Below are 20,559 nucleotides of genomic sequence, written 5' to 3' on the forward strand. Positions count from 1 at the left end.
CGTACCGCGCATTGATTTTGATGATCGATTGATTGTTGCGCACAGGTGACGATGTGCGCGAGGGGCTGCCGGAATCCCCATGGATTCCGGCAGCCCCTCGCTGTATGCGGTGTGCGTTGCTGATTGCGCGTCGCTTTCGCCTTCAGTGTGGGCGATTGTGCGAGCTCACTCCTCGCGGCGGCGTGCGGTCAGCATGGCGACACCACCGACGAACGCGAGCGTGAACGCCGTGATGAGCACGGCGCCGGTGCCTGCGCCGGTCACAGCGAGCTTGTCGCTTGCGGCATTCGTGACCTGCACCGATTGCGGCGCCGTGGACGTCGTGGCGGTGGTCGTCGCGGCGCTGGTGGAGGTCGACGTGCCGGGCTTCACCGGGGTGGTCGGGGTGGCCGGCTTCGTCGGATTCGACGGGTTGGTTGGATTCGACGGGTTGTCCGGCTTCGTCGGCTGCTGCTCGGCCTTGATCGCGGCTTCGAGCGCGATTTCGGCAAGGCGGAGGTCTTCCTGACGGTCCTTGAGCGCCTGCTGGGCGTCGGCGAGCGAGGCCCGCGCTTGGTCAAGCCTGGTCTTGGCGTCCGCGGCCGCCTGCTTGGCGGCGTCGAGCCTGGCTTGCGCCTCCTGGACCGCGGGCGTGTCACCCACGTTCTTCCGGGCTTCGTCGAGCGCGGCCTCGGCGTCCTTGACGGCTGCGTCGGCGTTGTCCTTGGCCTGCTGGGCGTCGTCCACAGCGGCCTTGGCGGCATCGGCGTCCTTCTGGGCTGCGGCGACCGCTTCACCGGCCTTCGTGACGGTGCCCTTGGCGGCTGCGAGCGCCTGATTGCGCTTGGCGAGCTCATCTTTGGCCGTCTGCAGATTGGCGACCGTCTGCTTGGCGTCCGCGAGCTTCGCGGCGGCCGCATCCGCCGCCTGCTGCGCCTGTGCCGCTGCGGCTGCCTTGGCGGCCGCCTGGGCGTTCGCGGCGTCACTGGCCTGCTTCGCCGTATCGTAGGCCGCCTGCGCCTTGTCCAGATTCGCCTTGGCGTCCCGCATCGCCGCGTACTTGCTTGCCGCGTCATCCTTGGCGGTCTTGGCTGCGTCGGCGTTCCGGTTCGCCTCGTCGAGCGCCTTCGAGGCGTCATCCACTTTGCGTTGGGCGGCGGTGAACGCGGCGTCTGCGGCATCATAGGCCGCCTGCGCGTTGCGGAGCGTATCAGATGCCTGCGTGTACTTGGCTTCCTGCTCATCCGCGTTCTTCTGTGCGTCAGCCTTGGCACGCTGCGCATCGGTGTGCTTCGCCAGTGCGCTGTCATAGGCCTGTTCGGCGTCCGACTGCGCGGTCTGCGCCGTCTTGAGGTCGGCGGCAGCCTGCTTGCTGGCTTGGTCCGCCGCATCGGCCGCTTTGTTCGCGACTTCCACGGCGGCCTTCGCGCTCGCAAGCGCATCCTGCGCGTCCTTGAGCTTCTGCTGCGCGTTGCGGATCGAATCGACGTACTCTTGCAGCTCCTGCTGGTAGGTGTCCGCTGCCGTAGCGTGATCCGTCATGCCCTGAGGCGGCGTATATGGCGTACGGATGAACTCCTGCGCGGAACTGTAGGGTGGGAACCATGGGCTTATCGCGCTTGGATAACGGCTCATGCCGACGCCCGTTGCATTGAAGTCAGCATTGACAAGGTTGAGATAATGGCCGATCTGCTTATCCGGATCAGTAGGATTCAGTAATTCCGGATAGGTTTTTTGGATCTCCTCATAGGTCATATGCTCGAGGCCCGGATATTTGCCGCTGGCGACATATTCGTCAAAAACGGCCTTCTCTTTGATCCACCATCCGTCGTAGGGGTCTTCGTATCCATAGGAAAGATTCTCTCCCCACATTGTGTCCTTAATGCAATTGCCGTTGTGCCCCGACGCTTGCGAAGCGGCGTTCGCCTGCACCATGGCCAACGCCGTGGCGGCATCGGAGATTTCCAGGGGTGGCAGTCCCTGCGTCGCGCGCAACTTGTTGCATTCCTGCACCAGCTGTACCGATCTCAAAAGGTTGTCCAGACTGGTTGCATCCTTCGGATCACCAAGATGCGTGTAATCCAGTTGATAGACACCATTCGCATCCTTGGTGAGCTCCCTGTTGACGAGCAATTGCTGCGCATAGGTGGAGTTGCGGTACTCGAACCAGCCGAGTGCGCCCTTCTGTTCCAGTTCGGTGGCGTTCGCCGCCGCCTGCGTCGCGGCATCCACGGCCTGCTGTGCGGCTTCGAGCTTCTGCTGGGCCGCCACCTTGTCCTGTGCGGCCTTGTCGGCTGCCGCCTGTGTGTCCTTCATGTGCTGTTCGGCATCGGCCACGTGCTGTTCGGCGTTCTGCTTCGCCGTCTGTGCCGCTGCGAGTTCATCAGCCGTCGTGGATTCGTTGCGCTCGGCGTCGGCGAGCGCCGCATTCGCACGGTCAAGTTCATGCTTCGCGGCGTTCGCGCCGTCACGCGCGTTCAGCAGATCACCGCTCGCGTGCTGATAGGCAGTGTTCGCGTCACTGAGTTCGGCGTTGGCCTGATCGGCCTGTGCACTCGCCGTCTGCGCCTGCTTGAGCGCCTCGTCGTATGTCGCGGCCGTGTCGGCGGCATCCTTGCGTGCCTGCTCGACTTTCGCCGGATCCTTGGCGTCGCCGGCGATCCGCTCCGCCTCATCGAGCTGCTGCTTCGCGGTATCCGTCTTCTGCTGCGCCGCCGCGGCCTGCGTCGCGGCGTCCGCGCTCGCGTCCTGTGCCGCCGAAGCCGCAGTGGCGGTACGATCGGCGTCCTGTTCGAGCGCGTCCATATCGGTGGAGTCGGCCTGCTGCTGCAGACCGTCCACTTTCGTCTGCTGTTCGTTCACGGCGTTCTGGGCCGTCGATTCGTTCGCCTTGGCGGCCGCTTCCGCGCTCTGCGCCTGCTTGAGCGCATCCGTCTTCTGCGTCTGGGCGGCCACGGCGTTCTGCAGATGGTCAGAAGCCTCATTGAGCTTGGTGTTGGCTTTGTCGAGTGCATCCTGCGCCGCGGCCGTGTTCGGATCGTTGGCGATGGCGTCATCGACGGCCTGCTGTGCGTCCTGTACCGCCGCATTCGCCTGATCGACTTCGCCGTTCGCATCCGCGACGGCGCCTTCGGCGTTCTTCTGCGCTTCCTGCGCTTGGGCCACGCCTTCCTTGGCGGCGTCCACGGCCGCTTGCGCCTGCTGCACCGCGCTGCTCGCCGCATGCTGTTGTGCTTGGGCCTGCGGCTGTTGCGCCGCCGTCGACGGCTCGTCGGCCATCGCGACCATTGGAGCGCCAAGTGTCGCGATGGCCGCCATCGTGGCCACCGTGCCGTTCATCGCCTTCATCGCCGGGAATGGCTTGTTCTGCTCGTTGTCGCGCGTCCGCGCGTGTTGTGCATGTGTCATGATGGACCCCCTTCAAGTGGTCTTGGTGTGGCGGCTGACGCCGCCGCCGCTGTTCTTCTCTGACAGCATATTCCATCATAGGAGGAGAAAAAATAACACGCGCACAAATTGGAAAAATTATTTCCGCGCGACTATTATACGCGCTTCAATCGTCAGTTCGTTGATTTGGGTGAGATCGAGTGCGTCGATATCGACGTTGAACAACAGCGGCGTCATGTGTGCGAACGTGCGCACATCGTCGTCTGACATTGCGAACGTCTGCGAAATGAGCTGCGAGTCGACGATTGTGAAATGTGTTGCGAATTGTTCGATTGTTTGTTCGTTCGAATAGTCGGCATTGCGCAGCTGTGCGCGCGCGAGCTCACGTAATTGTTCGTCGTGATGCGCGCCGGGGACCACTTTGATCACGACGGCGTCGTCCTTCATGACACGGCGGAATTCGTCGTAATGAATCGGGGAGAAGACATCGAGAATGCAGTCGATTGTGCCGTCGTGCACCGGAAGGTCGGCGAGGTTGCCGACAAACCATTTGACGGCCATGCCCATGTCCTCGTGCGCCGCCTGCCGGATCGAATCCTTCGAGATGTCGAACGCGAGGACGTCGGCTTCGGGGTGCGCGTCCTGCACGGCGCGCGCGTAGAAGCCCTCGCCGCATCCGGCGTCGAGGACCGCGGGGCATTGCGCGTCGCGCAGCCCCGCGAAGTCGACGTTGTGCGGCGCAGGGCAATGGTTGTCGACGGCTTCGAGCACCGCGCGCATGATGTGGTCGTAGTACCCGGCGTCGAGGATATGGCCGCGGTTCGCGAACGATTCCTTGTTGTAGAACTGCGACTGCTTCGCGGATGGGGAGAGATTGACGTACCCCTGTTTCGCGATGTCGAACGTGTGGCGGTTCGCGCAACGCAGGCTTGTGCCGTCGAGATGCAGCGCATCGTGGCACAACGGGCAGATGAAATACCGTTCACTGTCGCGGAAACGCGCGATTTTCGCAGGGTTCATGCCGACATGGTAGCGTTCGGCATGCTCATCGCGCATCAATCGCGTTCGTCGCGCGGGCCGCGGTGTTCATCGTGAGCATCATGATCGAAGGTTCGAGCGCGGTGACCGCATGCGGCAGACGCGTGGGGAAGTAGACGAGGTCGCCGGGGACGATCTCGCGTTCGTCATCGCCGCCCTTGATGAGCAGACGTCCGCGCAACACCTGCACAAACACAGGCATCGCCGCCGTATGCTCACTCAGCTGTTGTCCGGCATCGAACGAGAACAATACGACGTTGCCTCCCTTAGTGTGCATCACCGTGCGCGAAACGGTCGCCTCCGTCTGTACGCTCACCATATTCGCGAGGTCCGTCAGCACCTGCATTTGTGGTTCGTCAGCCGTCATGAAATCCTCTTTCCTCGGCACCTCGGCACCTCGGCATCGACGGTCGATGCCGATAGTCAACGTGTTGTGCGCAGCGCACGGTATGGTCCACCTGTATGCGTCGCGCGTTCCGCTTGTGTATGAGTCTGCGCAACATTCTAATGGTGGGAATCGGGAATGGGAAGGGCAGCGGCATCGCTGTGTGAAGTGGGACGTTTGTTGTCATTTTGGTACCTTTTAGGTCAGCCCTGGCAACACAAAACGGCTGATTTCGTTGGAAATCAGCCGTTTTGTGAAGAGTGCGAGCGGCGGGACTTGAACCCGCACGAGCATGAGCTCACTGCCACCTGAAGACAGCGCGTCTACCATTCCGCCACGCTCGCAGACAGAGAACTAGTTTACACCATGTCGCCGTTTGGTGCAATTCGGCGTGTTGTATATGTATGTGCGTCGTGCGGTGCCGCAGAAATTGGGATCGCACGACGTGTGCGGCCGCCAGCGTCGTGCGATACTGCAAGCGTGGGTGTCGCGCGTCGCGGACCGGTGCGTTAGCGTCGCGCGATGCCGCAAGTGGGGGAATTACGCGACGCTCAGGCTGGCTGGTGTCGCGCGGTGCCGCAGAGGTGGGTGTCGCGCGTCGCGGACCGGTGCGTTAGCGTCGCGCGATGCCGCAGTCGTGGGCACCGCGCGACACCAACCCACCCCCGTTACCCGCGCGAACCGTTCGCGTAGAAGCGCGCGAGCGTCGCGTCGCGGAATTCATCGAAATATCCACCGTCAATCGATGCGCGGATGTCGTCGAGCAGATGCACGAAGAAATACTCGTTGTGGATCGTCGCGAGCGTGAGCCCGTTCATCTCGTGCGCGCGCAGCAGGTGGTCGACGTATGCGCGCGTGTAATGCGTGCACGTGTAGCAGCCACAACCTTCCTCGAGCGGCGAAAAGTCGCGTTTGTTCGCCGCGCGCTTGATGTTGTAGCGGCCATCGCGCGTGAAGATCGCGCCATTGCGGCCGCAGCGCGCGGGTGCGACGCAATCGAATGTGTCGCCACCGTTTTCGACGCATGCGAACATGTCGTCGACGGCCGCGATGCCAAGCACGTGCCGCGGGCGGCTTTGCGGCATCTCATCGCAGATCCACGCGCAGATGTCACCGATGATGCGTTTCTCCATCGCGCCGCCGATGCCGACGCCATCGAAATCAAGGGATGCGATCTGCTGCGCCGCGTGCCGTCGCAGATCCTCGTAGTTCGCGCCCTGCACAACGCCGTAGAGCGCCTGATACGGCTTTCCGACGCGCGTCTGCGTGAGCCGCTCATGTTCGGCGACGCAACGCTGCGCCCAACGATACGTCCGTTCGACCGAGTTCTCCTGATATCGACGTGTGTTCATCAACGTCGTCAGTTCGTCGAACGCGAACATGATGTCCGCTCCGATCTTGTGTTGGATATTCATCGAGATCTCCGCTGAGAAACGGTGGAGCGAACCGTTGAGCGGCGATTTGAACGTCACGCCGTCTTCGTCGACGAAGGCCATGCGTTCCTTGCCTTCGGCGATGACGTCGTCCGATTTCATACCTTCGACGTCCATCGCGAGCGTCTTCTTGAATCCCGCTCCGAGCGAAAGCACCTGGAAACCGCCGGAATCGGTGAATGTGGGACCGTTCCAGTTCATGAACTTCGCAAGTCCGCCCGCTTCGTCGAGCACATCCTCACCCGGACGTTCGTACAGATGGAATGCGTTCGAGAGCAGGCATTGCGCGCCAAGGTCGACCATCGATTCCGGGAGGACCGCTTTCATCGCGCCCTGTGTCGCGACCGGTACGAACGCGGGCGTCCTGATGTCGCCGTGTGGCGTGTGCAGAATGCCGGTACGCCCGTAGCGCGCACCGCCTTTGCCTTTGCCGTCCGCGGAATCGGACAGCCGCGTGCGCTCTTCGAAATGGAATGCGCTGCGGTCGCCGGGTTTGCCGGGTTCGGCACCGCGCGGCCGCTCGACCAACTGCGGTGCCGGCGCGCTCGTGATCGTACTGTCTGCTGAAGTGCTCGTGCTAGTCATGCGTGCAATTCTAAGGCGTGCGGTTGTCCACCGCGGCACCGCCGCCGCAAACGGCTGTTGGTTGACTACAACGGTCGTCTGTTGCGGCGCTGCCGCCGTTGACTACCGTTAGTCGGTTGTAGATGGCTGCACTTTGCGGCACCGCCGCCGTTGACTACCGTGTGCGCGTTGTAGACGGCTGTACGTTGCGGCACCGCCGCCGCAAACGGCTGTTGGTCGACTACAAACGGTCGTACATTGCGCCGGTGCCGCCGCAAACAGCCCTCGCGTCACGCACACACTCGCACCCGCATATCACTGCTCGTCGTCCAGCTGCTTGAGCCGCCGCAGCCAGCGCTGCACGGCACCGCCGCGCAGCAGACCGGCGAGGAGCCCCGTATAGAACTTCTCGTATCGCACCGCGTAGAAGACCATCATGAACACGGCGCGCGCGTCGCAATCGGCAGGGTCGATGCGCTCTATCGGCGTATCGAGGAAGGCCGACTCCACGAATCCCAGATAGTAGGACGTGTCCAGTTCGGGATGGTCATCGGCGAAACGGAAGACATCGTCGATGAAATATTCCACGTCGTCGTGGTACGAGAACCAGAACGGACTTACGGGTGTACCGGAATCGTCCATCTGTTCGAGCATCGGCAGATGTTTCGTGATCGGTGCATAGGGGATCTCATCCCAAACCTCAGCCGGCACCACCGCAGGGGCCTCGGGTGCGCCCTCGTGGTCGCCCGCGGATGTCGTCAGTTCGATGACTTCTTCCTGCGCGCCGGTACGGGGATCCTCATACCACCACGGGTTATCGCGTGCGATGTCCGCGAGATGCTCGCTCGCGTACTGGAACAATGTGATCGCACGCGGTTTGTCGATGCCGCAACCGACGCCGTATGCAAGGCAGCGCGCGAGCCGCGCCGCCGCGGCCGCTTTCGCATACTTCACCTGACCATCCTCGTCGGCGCGTGCATAGGCTTGTTCGTACAATGCGAACGCGCGCCGCGCGTCGCGTCTGCACCCCCTCCCTTGGAGCCGCAGGTCGCCGAGGAACGCGAGCGCTTCCGCTTCGCCGAGTTCGGCCGCTCGCTCGAAGCATATGCGTGCGCGTTCGGCGATCGGTGGTTGTTCGACGATTGGTTCGTGTCCTTTGATGCGCGCCGTATAACAGCTGTTGAAATAGTCGCCTTCGTTGACGTCGTCGTGGTAGATGCGGCCGAGCGCGAGCCATGCGCGCGCATGGCCGCGTCCTGCCGCGTGACGGAACAGGATTTCGGCGAGTTTGACGCAGCCGTGGTATTGTGCGCGTTCGATGTCGCTCACCGAATCGAGTGTGCCGACTGAGTTCGTGTGCGCGCGCATCGCTTCTTCGATATAGAACATCGCATGCTCGTACGCTTCACTGCCGTCGATGTCGTAGCGCGACGCTTTGTCGCAGCAGTCGCCGGAACCGTAGGTCGTCGAGTAGACGAGTAGAACGGGACACCGGGGAGGCCACGGTAATCGTCGACCCATTGTTCGTATGTCGTGACCGTGTCCCCCATGACATCACGGTAGCAGATCGGCACCGGTCCGATTGGTACGATGTCGCGTCCCGCGCCGTTTTCCCAACCGCCGCCCTTCGGATAGGTGCCTGTTCGTTTGCGCTCGCAGACGTATGGTTCGCCGTGAGAGGCGTATGCGAACGACGGGAGTGTGAGGTACACGGTAGGCAGTACCGGGCCGATGACGAGGTCGGCGAAACAGTAATAGAGGTCCCCGTATCGCAGGATCGGCACTGTGGAACGTTTGCGGTTGTCCGGTGGTATACGGTCCTTGCGTATGACGAAGGGACAGCTGACGTTGTCATCATCGTCGGGATTGTTGTTGTCGCGCACCATGACAGCATCGTAGCAACGCGCGCGGTGGTGCGGAAATTCGTGGCCGTGTCCCCCCCAAGGAAGCTGTTACGAAAAACTGTTTCCACTCTCAACAAACATTCAGGAAACGTCAAGCAGTCACGTTTTAACTATGTGGGTAGAGATTCCTCTACCGGCGATGAACGGCACCGTGCGCCGCGGAAGCGCGCACTACGATTGCCGGTGACAGCAGATATCGAGGACAGCATCAAGTGACGAACGGAGAGAACAGATGAGTGACGACAACCGTTACCCGTGGGAGACGAACGATGCCGACGGTGCGCAGTCGGACGGTGCGCAGTCGGACGGTGCGCAGCCGGACGCTGCACCGACGCAGCCGAATACGGCCGCTGATGGCGGACCGACGCATACGCTGCCGCCGCTTGGCGACGCCGCGATCAATGGTGCGCAGCCGCAGCCGACGAACCAGCCGTACCGTCCCGCACCGATGTACGGGGCGTACGCGCCTGTGCAGCAGACGCAACCTGTGCCGAACGCGCAGCCGAACCAGCACCCGCAACCACATGCGACGACGCCGTTCGCGTTGCCGTATCAGGACCAGAACACGCCGAACGCGCAGACGCCCGACCGTGGCGCGCAGACGCCGTATGGCGCGCGTTCGCCGTATGTGCCGCTCGGTGGCGGCAACGGCAACGGTGGCCCCGGCACGCCGACGCCGCCGAACGACCCGTTCGGCAACGGCAACGATCCACACGACCCCTACGCCGATGTCGACCGTGAGGAGACGAAGTCGCACGGTGTGCTCATCGGCGTCGTCTCCGCCGTCGTGACCGCCGCGTTATGCCTCGGCTTCGGGTGGACCGCGCTCACGTACGGTTGGGTCAAGGTGCCGTCGTCATCATCGATGTCGTCGGTGACGTCGAGCAACCAGAACGGTTCGGAAGGCAGCGCCGTCGTCGAAGGTGGCGAGGCGCCGAACTGGACCGCCGTCTCGTCGAAGGTGTCGAACGCCGTCGTGTCGATTTCGACGACCGTCGATGAGGGCGTCGCGAAGGGCTCGGGCGCGATCATCGACGAGCAGGGTCATATCGTCACGAACAACCACGTCGTCTCCGGCGCGAAGAACATCGTCGTCACGTTGAGCAACGGCGACCTGTACGAGGCGGACATCGTCGGCACCGATTCGACGACCGACCTCGCCGTCATCCAGCTCAAGGACGCCCCGTCCGACCTGACGACGATCGAGTTCGCCGATTCGGACAAGGTCGCCGTCGGTGAGCCGATCATGGCGATCGGCAACCCGCTTGGCTATGACGACACGGCGACGACCGGCATCGTCTCCGCGCTCAACCGCCCTGTCTCGGTCATGGATGAGGACAACCAGACGATCGTGACGAACGCGATCCAGATCGACGCGGCCGTGAACCCGGGCAATTCGGGCGGTCCGACGTTCAATGTGGCCGGCCAGGTCATCGGCATCAACTCGTCGATCGCGTCGACCGCGAGCAGCGAGGAGACGGCCGGCTCGATCGGCATCGGTTTCGCGATCCCGTCGAACCTCGCCAAGCGCGTCGCCGACGAGATCATCAAGGACGGCAAGGTGCAGCACGTCGCGCTCGGTGTCACGATCAAGAACACGACCGTGACGGCGGACGGCGTCACGCGCGCCGGCACCGAAGTGCAGTCGCTCGTCTCGGGCGGCCCCGCGGAGAAGGCGGGCATCGTCAAGGGCGATGTCATCATCGCCTACAACGGCCTGTCGGTGGCGAACAACTATTCGCTCCTCGGCTTCGTGCGCGCCGCATCGATGGGATCGACGGCGAAGCTCACGATCGTGCGTGACGGCAAGGTCATGGACGTCAACGTCAAGTTCGACAAGGCCGAGCAGGACGTCAACGGTTCTTCGAACGGCAACAGCCAGCAGCAACAGCGGCAGGAGGAGGAACAGCGCCGCCAGCAGCAGGAGCAGCAGGACAATCGCGACCGTGGCAACGGCGGTGTGTTCGACCCGTTCGGCCTGTGGTAAACCGCGCACACGTCGCCTGCCTGGCTGAGTGCTTCGGCTGAGCGGGAGGCGGACTGTGGACGCCGGACAGCGTGATTCGCGCTGTCCGGCGTTTTTTGTTACAGTGGGGCACGTTCGTGCCCAGACATGCCGTGCGCGGACGATAACTGAAGATGAACCTAGCAATCTTTTTACGCCGTGTGTCGTAAGCGCGCCAAGCCGGGCGCCGTGTTCGATGGGCTAACAAGGCGTGAAGCTGACGTTTCGGCACCCGCATGCGGCAGCATGCCCGGGTGTTGGGAAGACGATACCGAACGTAAGGAGATGCGATGAGGAAAATCATCGATCTTTGCAAGGCAGTGCCACTGCTTCCGTTGTCACTGCTCGCGGCGATCCCGCTCGCCCTCATTCCTGATTGGCGCCCGTGGGGCCATATCCATGCCGCATTCGACCCTGGCGTCGGCGAGTGGATCGTCATCCTGTTCGTCGCATGGACGATCTATACGAGCATCCGTGAGATGATCGACAGCATCAGGCACGGCCACGTCGGTGTCGACCTGCTCGCGATCGTCGCGCTCGTCTCGACCGTCTGCGTTCAGCAGTACTGGGCGTCGTGGGCCGTCGTCCTGATGGTCGCGTCCGGTGAGGCGATCGAATCGTATGCGCAGAACAAAGCGAAAGGCAACCTCACGGCGCTCATCAAGGCGGCGCCGCAGCAGGCGCACGTCGTCACACTGCCTGGCACGGACGCCGGCGGCGCGGATGGCACGGACACGAGCGGGGAGGGCTTCCGCAAAGTGCAGCAGGCCGTCGAGGACGCGCAGCGCAGCGGCAAGGCGATCACGGCCGGCAACGGCCATTTTGAGACGGTCCCCGTCAATGACGTCAAACTCGGTTCCGTGCTGCTCATCCTGCCAGGCGAGATCGTGCCGGTCGACGGCATGCTGCTGTCCGGCACCGCGACCGTCGATCTGAGCAACATCAACGGCGAACCGGTCCCGCGCACGATCTTCGCGGGTGCGAAGGTGCTGTCCGGTTCGATCAACGGTTCGACGACGATGATGATCCGCACGACGTCACTCGCCGCCGACTCGCAATACCAGCAGATCCTCAAACTCGTCTCGTCCGCCGAGGAATCGCGCGCCGCCGTCGTGCGCACGGCCGACATGCTCGCCGTGCCGTTCACGATCATCTCGTTCGCGATCGCGATCGTCGCGTGGATCGTCTCCGGCACAGGTCTGCGGTTCGCACAGGTGCTCGTGCTCGCGACACCGTGCCCGCTGCTCATCGCCGCGCCCGTCGCCTACGTCGCCGGCACCGCGCGCCTCGCGAAACGCAAGATCCTCGTCAAATCGCAGGACGTGCTCGAGAACCTCGGCCGCGTCACGCATGTCTTCTTCGACAAGACCGGCACGCTCACCGTCAAACAGCCGCAGGTCGTGCGCGTCGAGAAAGCCGCCGGCATCCCCGCCGACGTCTCCGAGGACGAGATCCTCATGCTCGCGGGCATCGTCGAAGGGTTCTCGGTGCATGTCCTCGCGAAAGGCATCGTCGAAGCAGGACGCAAGGCGATGGAACGGCTCGGCCGCCTGCCGAGCTCAAGCGGCAAGACGGCAGCCGGCGTCGACGCCACGCAGCGCACATTGCCGAACCCGAACGAGAACTACCCGGTCGTCGGCAACGTGTCCGAAATCCCCGGCAAAGGCGTGCGCGGCACCGTCGACGGCCACAAGGTCGAGGTCGGCCGGTACGCGTTCGTGACGGAACAGGACATCGCAAGCCAGGAGGTCCACAACGCCGCCGAAGAGGCGAAGAACGAAAAGGCGATGGAAGCCGCCGACGAAGCGGCCGCCCATCTGTGGCCGGACACGCTCGAACCGGACGAGATGGCCACCTACATCGCGATTGACGGGCATCTCGCCGCACGTATCGTGCTGCGGGACATCCCCCGCTACAATGCGAAACAGTCAATCGAGGAACTGCGTGCCCTCGGCGTCAAGGAAGAGACGATGCTCACCGGCGACAAGCAATCGTCGGCGATGATCATCGCGAACGAAGTCGGCATAACCGACGTCCGCTACGAACTGCTGCCGCAGGACAAGGTCAACGCCGTGCGCGACGCAGCCGAACAGGGGAAGAGCGGCACCGAATCATCGTGGAATCGCGCAGCCGCGAAACTCCTCGGAGAGCCGATCCACCGTGATGTGACGATGATGGTCGGCGACGGTGTCAACGATTCGCCCGTCCTCGCCGTCGCCGACATCGGCATGGCGATGACCGACGGCACGTCGACGGCGGCGTCGGAGTCGGCGGAAGTCGTCATCATGAACGACGACATCGGCGCCGTGCCGACGGGTGTGCGCATCGCGCGCCAGACGAAGCAGCGCATGCTGCAGGCCGTGCTCATCGGCATCGCGCTCGCGATCGTCGGCATGGTGTGCGCCGCGTTCAACCTCATCCCGGTCGTCGCAGGCGCGTTCCTGCAGGAATGCATCGACGTCGTGTCGATTCTGTGGGCGCTCACCGCACTGTTCGACCGCAAATAGATTGTTCGACCGGCAAAATAAGTACGTGCCGCACTCACTGGGCAGTCCGGGCGGGCTGCGTGGCCTGCTCAGACTGCGCGTCCCCTTGCCCCGATCGCGTCGTCGTCTCCGCGACCGTCGCCTATGATTCGGCGGCTGTCTGTCCGCCTTCGTCGGCGATGACGGCGCCGATCACCGTCGCGAGCTCGCTCAGCAGATCGTTGCGGCCGCACGCGTTCGACAGGATCGCGAGGACGTAGCCCCGTGGGTGCGCCTCAAGGTCGCCCGCGCCCGCAGGCAGCACGATGCCGGCATCATTGAGCGCGTACAGGTTGCCTTCGCCATAGATCCAGCCGGCCTTCGAATACACTTGCTCACGCTCGTCGTGCGCCATCTGGATCGACGAGTTGAGCGAACCGCGCATCTGCTGCGCGAGCCATGCGCGCGCGTCCTGTGACGCGGCAGGCGTACCGTCCGTCTTCGTCGGCGCCGTGTCCGAGAACAGGTAGTCATATCCGAGCACCCACAGACGCGCGAGGTCGGTCGCCGTGAGGAACGTGTAATGGCCGTTGAGCGCATCGCCGAACGTGTACCCTGACGTCCACGTCGTGAACGGCGCCGAACCGTACCGTTCGAACAACGACTTGTATGCATCGTTATCGGACACGGTGAGCGTCGCCGTGATGAGACGGTTGAGATAGGCGGCGTCCGCGTTCGCGCTCGCCGCGGCGGCGTCGAGGTCGACCGCGCCCGTCTGCGCGAGCGACAGGATATACGGTGCCTTGATCGACGACGCCGAATACCGTGGCACGTTCCCATACGACGTGACGGCGGCGCCCGTGTGCATATCGACGACCGCGAACGACACCTCATATCCTTCCTCATGGAACGCGCTCACCGCATGCTGCAGCTGCGCGTAGGCGGTGTCCGTGAGCGAAAGTCCCACGGCGGACAGCGCACTCGCGCCATCCGCGTTCCGTAGATTCGTGAACGCCGCGTGCACGACCTGTGTCAGATTCGGCGCGACGACCGTTTTCTCGATATCGCTGTCATTCTGCTGCGGTGTGGCGTTGGTGTCCGCATCCGTCGTGTGTGCCGCGACGGGCGCATGCGTCGACGTTGGGGAGTGCGCGGCGCTCGCGGTGCCGTCGCCGAAGACGCCGACCGCGCCCGCGCTGAGTGTCGCACACGCCGCGACGACCGTCGACGCAATCGCGATACCCTTCCATTTCGCGATCGATTTGCGGTGTTGGGTGATCGACGCGTCGAATTGCGCATCCGTCAAAGGAACGTCGCGCCATTTGGGGATTCTCCCACGCTTCGTCGTCTTCGTCTGCATCCGGCGTACCCGTTTCTGCACAGTTGTCGCGTTTTCGCGCATGCTTTTCCGCGCAGCATTATAAGGCGTCCCTTCGGCAACGATGCCGTCCGCACATGGCACGTCCACACATCGCACACGTATGGCATGACTGCATATGCGAAGTGGTGGGGATCCGGAACCGGATCCCCACCACCGTCATCTGTCGATCATCTGCCGACCATGCGCGCGCCGTGTGCGCTCATGGTGCTATTCGCCGTGGGCGAGACGACGGAACTCGTCGGGCTCGATGACCTTCTTGTGTTCGCGTCCTTCCTTCGCTCCTTCGGCACGTTCGTACGCGTCGACGCGCTTCCAGCCGGCGAAGTCGATCGGACGCACGCCGCGTTCCGCGAGCAGACGGTCGATTGATTCGGGGTCACGGTCAGGGGCGAGACGGCCGTCCTCCTTGTTCTTCGCAAGGTCTTCGAGCATCGCCGTGACGATCATCAGCGCATCCGACTTCGTCGAACCGATGAGGCCGACGGGGCCGCGCTTCGCCCAACCGGTCGCATACAGGCGTTCGCGGATCTCGCCATCAGCCGCGTCGACGGTGATGCGGCCGTCGCCGTTCGCGTTCGCGAGGTGCGCGCCCTGCTCGTCATAGGCGATGCCGGGAACCGATTCCGGCTTGTAACCGATCGCATGGTAGACGGCCTGCACCGGATAATCGGTGAACTCGCCGGTGCGCGTCATCCGGCCGTTCGCCGACGTTTCCGTACGTTCGACGCGGATGCCGCACACCTTGCCGTCCTCGCCGAGGACCTCGGTCGGCGCGGAGTTGAAATGGATGTAATACTTACGGTCAGCGGGATTGCCTTCGAAGTCGACGTCGCCGTCATCCTCCATGTCCTCGGCCATCTCGCGGATCGCGAACAATTCCTCGACCATCTGGCGTGTGAGCTTGTCCTTGCCGGCCTCCTCGATCGTCTCGTCGTCAAGGTCGAAATCGTCCTCGTCGATGATGAGCTGCACACCCGGCAGTTTCTCCATCTCACGCAGCTCCTGGACGGAGAACTTCGCCTGCGCGACGCCACGTCGGATGAACAGATGCAGCGTCTTCGCCTTGTTGCGCTTGATGCCCTCGTACACGTTGTCGGGAATGTCGGTGCGCGCCTTGAGGTCGTCGGCGTTGCGCATGAGCTCGCGTGCGACATCCATCGCGACGTTGCCGCCACCGATGACGGCGACCTCCTCGGCCTGGAGCGGCCATTCGCGTACGCCCGTCGGATACCCGTCATACCATTCGACGAATTTCGCGGCGCCATAGACGCCGTCGTAATCGGCACCCGGCAGATTGAGCGGCTTGTCCTTGATCGCACCGGTCGCGAACAGGACGGCATCGTAACGCTCAAGCAGGTCGTCGAGCGTCACATCCTTGCCGAACTCGACATCGCAATACAAATGGATGTTCGGATTGTCGAGCGTCTTCTCAAGCGCGGACGCGATGAACTTGATCGACGGATGGTCAGGCGCGACGCCATAGCGCACAAGACCGAACGGAACCGGCAGCTTCTCGAACAAGTCGATGCGCGCGTTCGCGCCCAGACCCAGCCCCTCACCCAACTTGGCGAGCTGGCGGAGGAAGATATCGGAGGAATACACGCCGGCAGGGCCGGCGCCAATGACGGCAATACGAAGTTCAGAATTAGTCACGGCATACCAGCGTAGCCGATATGCGCGAACGATGGAAGAGGGAGGGGGGACGGATGGGCACCTGTAGACTTGGGCGTATGAACGGCAAACTACGGGTGCACAACCACTACAACGGCTTGAAAACGGCGATACTGTTCGCGATCATGTGGGCGATCATCATGGTCATCTGGTGGGCGACGGGCGCCTATGTGGACACGCTCGTCTACTACGTGGCGATCGGATTGGGCATGTCCTTCGTCTCGTACTGGTTCTCGGACAAGCTCGCGATCGCGTCGATGCACGCGCAGCCGGTCACCGAAGCGCAGGCGCCGCAACTGTACGCGATCGTGCGCGAACTGTCGCAGACGGCTGGCAAACCGATGCCACGCATCTACATCGCGCCCACTGAAACGCCGAACGCGTTCGCGACGGGACGCAACGAGCGCCACGCAGCCGTCTGCTGCACGCAAGGCATCATGCGCATCCTCGACTACCGTGAGATGCGCGGCGTGCTCGGCCACGAACTCATGCACGTGTACAACAGGGACATCCGCACATCCGCGATCGCCGGCGCGATGGCGACCGTCATCACCTACCTCGGCTATTCGCTCATGTACTTCGGCAATTCGACGCGCAACGACCGCGACTCCGACAACGGCGCGGGCATGCTCGGCGCGCTCGGCGCCGTCATCAGCATGGTGCTCGCGCCGATCGCGGCGTCGCTCATCCAAATGGCGATCTCACGTACGCGCGAATACGACGCGGACGAGGACGGCAGTGTGCTCACCGGGGATCCGAACGCGCTTGCGAGCGCACTGTACAAGATCCAGTACGGCATCGCGCAGAATCCGATGCCGCAGACGGCGACCGACCAATCGACGGCCGCGATGATGATCGAATCCCCATTCTCGGCGAAGGGGTTCTCGCGTCTGTTCTCGACGCATCCGCCGACCGAGGACCGCATCGCGCGCCTGCGGCAGATGGCGGCCGACATGGGCGCTCCAGGCATCGCGGATGGCGATGGGCTCGCGCAGGTCGCACGCAACGGACGCGCGTGAATCGTGGTGATGTGCGGACAGATGGGTGCGCGTTTGGTGTGGGCTGTGGTAAGGTAGCTCATGGTGGTCGACATGGCGGCCGCATGCGGATGTAGTTCATCGGTAGAACGAAAGCTTCCCAAGCTTTAAAGGCGGGTTCGACTCCCGTCATCCGCTCCACTCGAAAACGGCTGATTTCCAACGGAATCAGCCGTTTTTGCGTCTGTGTACGCGGTGTACAACGTGAACGTCGTGCGATGCCCGATATGTGCGGTCGTACGTCAGAATCGGGCTGCCAGCGTCGTGCGTTGCCGCAGAGTGCGGTGGGGCACGACACAGGCGCAGTGGTTCCGTCGTGCGGTGCCGTTGTTGTGCGGTCGCGCGTCGTAAACACAGGTGTCAGCGTCGTGCGATACCCGATATGTGCGGTCGCGCGACGCCTACAGGCGATATGCGCAGCGCAGCCGCGCGCACGAGGTACCGTGAAACCATGTGTGCGCATTATGTGGGATTGGCGGATGAGGAAATCGACGCGCTTGTCGCGCGGTTGAGCGGCGAACGGCACGAACGGGTCGTAAAACAGGTCCCGGAACCGAAAATCGCCGAATACGAGCAACGTGAGCTTGATTATCCGGATCCGGTGGAGCACAGGGCGCGCACAGAGGTGGAGGACAGTGCGCACACAGAGCGTGAATGGATCGACGTGTATCCGAAGCACGTGTCACCTGTCATTGTGCCGACGTTCGATACCGCGGTCGGCGTCGCGCAGTTCGAACCCGGCGCGCTCGAATGTGCCGATCTCACGTGGGGATACAGTTCGCAGTGGAATCCGCGTCCGATGTTCAATACGCGCATCGAAAGCGCGGACAAGCCGATATGGCGCGCGTCGATCGAACACGAACGCTGCATCATCGCGTGCCGACAGTTCTACGAATCCAGCGGAACGGAGACGCGCGTGAGTGAGCGTACCGGGCGCACGATCAAACAACAGTATGTGTTCACGATTCCGGATATGCCGGTCATCTTCATCGGCGGCATCCACAGGGAGCGCGAATATTCGATGGTGACGACGCGCGCGAACGCGGCGATGGCACCCGTGCATCCGCGGATGCCACTTATCCTGCATCCGACCGAACTCGTGACGTGGCTCGGACCTGACTACATGCGTCTCGCCGACCGCTCCGCCGTGCCGCTCACCGCGCGTCCCGTGCGCTGAGGGCGGCCAAAAGAGGTGCCCCGTGATACAGCGATGATTGCACTATGCTGATAGATGTTTCATGTGGAACATGTGTGAAACATCGGTCATACCAACAACGTTCGGACAAGGTGAGGAAGATGGCGAACGAGATAGTCAATTCGTCGAACGCAAACGAGGTGGGTGAAAGTGCGAAAGACGTGCGCGGCGGCGGCCACGGACTCGGATTGTTCGCGCTCGCCGCCGGCGCATTCGTGTTTGGCGCATCCGAATTCGTGATGATGGGCATCCTGCCGCAAACGGCGCTCGCGATGCGTGCGAGCATCCCTTTCGCGGGCAATTTCATCTCGGCGTATGCGATCGGCGTATGCGTAGGCACGTTGCTGCTCGTGTTCGGCCGTAGGATTCCGCCACGTTCGCTCATCGTGATCTTCATGATCATCGCGCTCGTCGGCAATGCGTTGAGCGCCGTCGCCGTGAACGCGCCGATGATGATCGTCGCACGGTTCATCGCCGGCTTCCCGCACGGTGCGTTCTTCGGCACGGCGACGCTCATCGCGAAACTGCTCGCCGAACGCGGCAAGGAGGCGCGCGCCGTCTCCGCGATGGTCACCGGACAGACCGTCGCGAACATGCTCGGCGTTCCCGCCGGCACGTTGCTCGCCGAACATGTGTCGTGGCGGCTCGCGTTCTGCGCGCTCGCTGTGCTCGCCGCGTGCACGGCGGTCGTCGCGCGCTTCTGGATCCCGCTCATCAAGCCGGTCGCCGACGCCGGTCTGCGCGGACAGTTCCGTTTCCTGCGCAAGCCTGGCCCTTGGTTCGTGCTTGCCGCCGTGTTCGCCGGCAATACCGGCATATTCTGCTGGTGGAGCTATGTGAGCCCGTGGCTGCAGCGCGAAGGTGGCTGGCCGTCGAACATGGTGTCGATGCTGATGATGCTCGCCGGCTTCGGCATGGTCGTCGGTGGCCTGTGCGGGGGAAGGATCGCCGACCATTGGCATGCGGGCGCCACGTCGTCGCTCGGCCAGTTCGTTGCGATGCTTGGGTTGCTCGCCGCGTTCTTCGTGCCGGGGAACCGCGTCGGCACCGCGGTGCTGACGTTCGTGATCTCGTTCGGTTTGTTCTTCGTATCCGCGCCGCAGCAGCTGCTTATGGCCGAGTCGGGCAAGGGCGGCGGTGAGCTCATCGGCGGCGCCGCCGTGCAGATCGCGTTCAACTTCGGCAATGCGGTCGGTTCGCTCGTCGGTGGCGCGGTACTTGACGCGACGTCGATGGACTACCGGTATCCCGCGCTTGGCGGTGTGCCGTTCGCCGCTGTCGCCGTGCTGCTGCTCGCGCTGTATGCGCTGCGCTACGAACGCGGTGGCCGCGCGCATATGGATGTGTCACGCACGGTATGAGTGTGGGTACATGGGATACCGGGTCGACGAACGGCGTCGGTGGCAGCCTCACAAATCGCAGATATGGGATGAAAAATCGATTGGTGAGTTTGTGGGACGGTCATTGTCAGCGCCGACATATGCCAAACCGAAGGCGCTGTCCGCGCCAATGCAAAAAGTGGCCTGAGCGGTCATCTCAGACCGCTCAGGCCACAGTGCCGAATCGTGTTCACGCTTGCGCGACGCGCCGCTCAAGCTGCAGCAATGTGCGCTTCATCTCGATGCCGTACGCATAGCCGACGAGATTGCCGTTCGCGCCGATCACACGGTGGCATGGCACGATGAACAGGATCGGATTGCGGTTGTTCGCCGAACCCACTGCGCGCACGGCCTTCGGTTTGCCGACCTCTTCGGCGATCTGCGCGTACGTGCGCGTCTCACCGTACGGGATCCGCAACAGCGCGCGCCATACGGACTGCTGGAACGGTGTGCCGAACGTGAACGCGATCGGCACCGTGAACTCACGCAGCGCGCCCGCGAAGTACTGTTCAAGTTCGTGGAACGCGAGGTCGGTGAGTTCGGTGGGCTCGCCCGCGCCGTCGGCTGCGTTGTCGTCCCTCGTGACGATGTGCAGTCCTGTGACCGCCTCGTCCTGCCAATCGATCCTCACCGGACCGTATTCACTGGTATACGTCGCAAAACCCTGCATATCGTCCTCCTCGATGATCATGTGTATGTTGCCATGATTATAGGGGCCGGTTTTGGATGGACAAGG

14 protein-coding genes and 2 tRNA genes are annotated in these 20,559 nt (G+C 63.1%); 6 read left to right on the forward strand and 10 right to left on the reverse strand.

Going from position 1 to position 20,559, the window contains the following annotated elements; all coding sequences use genetic code 11:
* Positions 1–165 precede the first annotated feature (165 nt).
* The 7 genes from B1526_RS04440 to B1526_RS09175 all read right to left on the reverse strand — a co-directional run bounded on the left by B1526_RS04440 (position 166) and on the right by B1526_RS09175 (position 8,672).
* Positions 166–3,387 carry a CAP domain-containing protein gene (locus B1526_RS04440; RefSeq protein ID WP_095614884.1) on the reverse strand — a complete coding sequence of 1,074 codons (3,222 nt, stop codon included), beginning with the start codon at positions 3,385–3,387 and terminating at the stop codon, positions 166–168.
* Between the two features lie 117 nt (positions 3,388–3,504).
* A complete protein-coding gene (locus B1526_RS04445) occupies positions 3,505–4,422 on the reverse strand; it encodes a putative RNA methyltransferase (protein ID WP_235607030.1) in 918 nt (305 codons plus the stop codon).
* Positions 4,412–4,771: a cupin domain-containing protein gene (locus B1526_RS04450; RefSeq protein WP_095614885.1), complete on the reverse strand. Its 360-nt coding sequence runs from the start codon at positions 4,769–4,771 to the stop codon at positions 4,412–4,414. The genes B1526_RS04445 and B1526_RS04450 overlap by 11 nt, the downstream gene beginning before the upstream one ends.
* Before the next feature lie 279 nt (positions 4,772–5,050).
* Positions 5,051–5,133, reverse strand: a tRNA-Leu gene (locus tag B1526_RS04455).
* A 324-nt stretch (positions 5,134–5,457) separates the two neighbouring features.
* A complete protein-coding gene (tgt, locus tag B1526_RS04460) occupies positions 5,458–6,807 on the reverse strand; it encodes a tRNA guanosine(34) transglycosylase Tgt (protein WP_095614886.1) in 1,350 nt (449 codons plus the stop codon).
* Between the two features lie 294 nt (positions 6,808–7,101).
* On the reverse strand, positions 7,102–8,175 hold the full coding sequence (locus B1526_RS04465) for a tetratricopeptide repeat protein (RefSeq protein ID WP_162287937.1): 1,074 nt from the start codon (positions 8,173–8,175) through the stop codon (positions 7,102–7,104).
* Positions 8,112–8,672 carry a hypothetical protein gene (locus B1526_RS09175; RefSeq protein ID WP_162287938.1) on the reverse strand — a complete coding sequence of 187 codons (561 nt, stop codon included), beginning with the start codon at positions 8,670–8,672 and terminating at the stop codon, positions 8,112–8,114. The genes B1526_RS04465 and B1526_RS09175 overlap by 64 nt, the downstream gene beginning before the upstream one ends.
* Positions 8,673–8,922: 250 nt before the next feature.
* On the opposite strand from B1526_RS09175, the gene B1526_RS04470 reads away from it, so the two are divergent.
* Together B1526_RS04470 and B1526_RS04475 are read left to right on the forward strand one after the other, a co-directional pair.
* Positions 8,923–10,677: a S1C family serine protease gene (locus B1526_RS04470; protein WP_095614888.1), complete on the forward strand. Its 1,755-nt coding sequence runs from the start codon at positions 8,923–8,925 to the stop codon at positions 10,675–10,677.
* 308 nt (positions 10,678–10,985) lie between these two features.
* Positions 10,986–13,202: a heavy metal translocating P-type ATPase gene (locus B1526_RS04475; RefSeq protein WP_095614889.1), complete on the forward strand. Its 2,217-nt coding sequence runs from the start codon at positions 10,986–10,988 to the stop codon at positions 13,200–13,202.
* Between the two features lie 121 nt (positions 13,203–13,323).
* Here B1526_RS04475 and B1526_RS04480 read toward each other — a convergent pair whose 3' ends face one another.
* Both B1526_RS04480 and B1526_RS04485 read right to left on the reverse strand, forming a co-directional pair.
* Positions 13,324–14,520, reverse strand: a complete 1,197-nt coding sequence (locus B1526_RS04480; protein ID WP_133088456.1) for a serine hydrolase — start codon at positions 14,518–14,520, stop codon at positions 13,324–13,326.
* Positions 14,521–14,748: 228 nt separating this feature from the next.
* Positions 14,749–16,194, reverse strand: coding sequence for an FAD-dependent oxidoreductase (locus B1526_RS04485; RefSeq protein ID WP_095614891.1), 1,446 nt, complete (start codon positions 16,192–16,194; stop codon positions 14,749–14,751).
* 77 nt (positions 16,195–16,271) lie between these two features.
* Between B1526_RS04485 and htpX the strand changes: the two genes are divergently transcribed.
* The 4 genes from htpX (at position 16,272) to B1526_RS04505 (ending at position 19,805) form a co-directional block, all read left to right on the forward strand.
* Complete coding sequence (htpX, locus tag B1526_RS04490; RefSeq protein WP_095614892.1) at positions 16,272–17,231, forward strand: zinc metalloprotease HtpX; 960 nt, start codon at positions 16,272–16,274, stop codon at positions 17,229–17,231.
* 85 nt (positions 17,232–17,316) lie between these two features.
* Positions 17,317–17,390, forward strand: a tRNA-Gly gene (locus B1526_RS04495).
* A 310-nt stretch (positions 17,391–17,700) separates the two neighbouring features.
* The gene (locus tag B1526_RS04500) at positions 17,701–18,426 is read left to right on the forward strand and encodes an SOS response-associated peptidase family protein (protein ID WP_095614893.1); all 726 of its coding nucleotides are present in this window, start codon (positions 17,701–17,703) and stop codon (positions 18,424–18,426) included.
* Positions 18,427–18,545: 119 nt separating this feature from the next.
* A complete protein-coding gene (locus tag B1526_RS04505; protein ID WP_095614894.1) occupies positions 18,546–19,805 on the forward strand; it encodes an MFS transporter in 1,260 nt (419 codons plus the stop codon).
* 208 nt (positions 19,806–20,013) lie between these two features.
* Here B1526_RS04505 and B1526_RS04510 read toward each other — a convergent pair whose 3' ends face one another.
* Positions 20,014–20,493, reverse strand: coding sequence for a methylated-DNA--[protein]-cysteine S-methyltransferase (locus B1526_RS04510; RefSeq protein WP_095614938.1), 480 nt, complete (start codon positions 20,491–20,493; stop codon positions 20,014–20,016).
* Between the last annotated feature and the right edge of the window lie 66 nt (positions 20,494–20,559).

The organism is Bifidobacterium criceti (genome assembly GCF_002286935.1).
Lineage (GTDB): Bacteria > Actinomycetota > Actinomycetes > Actinomycetales > Bifidobacteriaceae > Bifidobacterium > Bifidobacterium criceti.